This is a genomic window from Promicromonospora kroppenstedtii DSM 19349 (assembly GCF_000515355.1).
GTDB lineage: Bacteria > Actinomycetota > Actinomycetes > Actinomycetales > Cellulomonadaceae > Promicromonospora > Promicromonospora kroppenstedtii.
The window spans coordinates 87,438-89,524 of sequence record NZ_KI911577.1 but is presented as its reverse complement, the minus strand read 5'-3'; the positions used below and the strand labels follow the sequence as shown (position 1 = coordinate 89,524).

Below are 2,087 nucleotides of genomic sequence, written 5' to 3'. Positions count from 1 at the left end.
GCCCACGCGAAGCGCGCCGGCAATGGGGCAAGTCCTACGCGCAAGCCTTCCTCGACCTCCGCGACCCGGACGACCGCATCCACCCCGTGATCGGTGGCCTCCAGGCCCGCACCGCGCGCATGTCCGTCTCGACCCCGCCGCTTCAGCAGCTCCCCTCCGGTGACTGGAAGATCCGCCGGTCGGTCATCGCCGAGCCGGGGAATCTGATCATCGCCGCCGACTACGCGGCCGTCGAGATGCGCGTCCTCGCGGCGCTGGCGGAGGAGCCGACCATGATTGAGGCGATCCGGGCCGGCGAAGACCTCCACTCCTTTACGGCGAAGATGGTCTACGGCCCGGACTTCACGAAGCGGCACCGCAAGATCGCGAAGGCGGTCGGCTTCGGCAAGGTGTACGGCGGCGGGGCCACGGCGATCCAGCGCCAGACCGGCGCGCCCATGGAGCAGGTTCGCGAGGCCCTCGCGGGCTACGACGCCACCTTCCCCGGGATCAAGCGCTACGCCAAGAAGCTCGGCAACCGCGCGGAGTACGGCAAGAAGGAAGTCGTCACCCTCTCGGGCCGGCACCTGCCCCTTGACCGGGACCGCATCTACGCGGCGACGAACTACGTCGTGCAGTCCACGGCCCGCGACCTCCTCGCCCAGGCGATCGTCGACATCTTCGACGCCGGTATGGGCGACCTGCTCCGGCTCCCGGTCCACGACGAGCTGATCGCCGAGGCCCCCGCGGCCGACGCCGAGGAGGCGATACACGAGATTGGCCGCCTCATGGACACCCCCGACTTCTACGGCGTGCCGATCGTCGCCGAGCCGGAGGTTTATGGGCCCAGTTGGGGACATGGCTATGGCGCCCCCGCGTGAATCACCCGCCAGTGAGACCCACTTCACCCACTGTTCCGCGTCACGATCCTGAGGAGTGTCCGTTAAATGGCTGAAACATCCCCCAGCAACCCCAGCGAGGCCCCGGGCAACTCCGTCGTTGCACATCTCGCGCGTGTCATTCGAGAAGAGACCGATGCACTACTCGCACTACTCCCGGACGCTTACGCCCGCCAGTGGGAAGCGTCTCCCGTCCCGAGACCCCGCGACGACACTACCGAGCGATCGTCCGGCGGCCGTCCCTCCGACCCCACGGCAGACACAGTGCTAGACGCCAGGCGTCTGGCCTTGCGGGGGGCAACATCCCGAGCGGATCGCGTGCTCGAACACGCAGCGAAGGCGCTGACCGAGCGCCGCCGGGAGCTAGACCGAGCACTCACCCGCTACGACGGCGAGGGCTCTCGATGAAGGCGTGGCTCGCGGGACCCCGCGACTCCGACTTCGACACGCCGGCGAGCCCTGCTCCGTCGCGCCGGCTACAGCGTCTGGACGCCGGTCTCGGCGCCGGATGACCTCGCGGGGTCTCTCCGCTGGACCGTCGAGCGCGTGCTCGAAGCCGACGTCGTCGTCGAGCTCCCGGGCTGGGAGATCGGCTCGGCAACGGACGTCGAGCTCACGCTCGCCACGGCGATGGGCGTGTCCGTCGTCAACCTCGCCGAGGCCCTCTCCGTGGAGCCGGAGCGGCTCCCGGCGTAGTACCGCACTAGACGACAGCCCCTACCGCACTGCATCTGCCAGCGGTAGGGGGCTTTGTCGTGCATCTGCCCGGGTGAAGAAATCTAAAGACCTGCGAAAGCGCCTTGCATTCGCCTCTCGCGCCGTGTTACACATGAGTCACCTTGCGTGACTCGCACTCATCGCCCCGAGGTCGCTCGATCTCCGGGACACCGTCACCCCACGAAGGGCCTATTTGCCATGTCTGAAATCAGCGTGTTCCGCTACACCGACGCCGACCTCTCGCTCGACGAGGTCACCGAGGCCCCAGCTCATCCGCGTTGCCCAGGGTCACGCCGCTGGCGTCGACCACACGGACCCCGAGGCCGCCAAGATGGCGCTCCTCGACGCCTACGGCCCCGCTATCCGCGCCGCGGTCTCGCGCTTCAAGGGCGGCGTCTTCGACGGCCAGCTCTCCCCGACCGCCGCCGACTACGGCACCTCCTCCCGCCCGATCGAGGACCTCCAGGCCGCGGCCCTGGTCGGCTTCCTGGA

The 2,087-nt window shown here is 68.8% G+C and carries 3 protein-coding genes; all 3 read left to right on the top strand.

Translation table 11 applies throughout. The features are described from left to right. A partial coding sequence (locus tag PROKR_RS02150; protein WP_245605664.1) for a DNA polymerase occupies nt 1-860 on the top strand: 860 nt, incomplete at its 5' end. Between the two features lie 66 nt (nt 861-926). Then, the gene (locus PROKR_RS38090) at nt 927-1,286 is read left to right on the top strand and encodes a DUF7169 domain-containing protein (RefSeq protein WP_425414845.1); all 360 of its coding nucleotides are present in this window, start codon (nt 927-929) and stop codon (nt 1,284-1,286) included. Between the two features lie 51 nt (nt 1,287-1,337). Continuing rightward, a complete protein-coding gene (locus tag PROKR_RS38085) occupies nt 1,338-1,574 on the top strand; it encodes a DUF4406 domain-containing protein (protein ID WP_157601829.1) in 237 nt (78 codons plus the stop codon). Nucleotides 1,575-2,087: the final 513 nt, after the last annotated feature.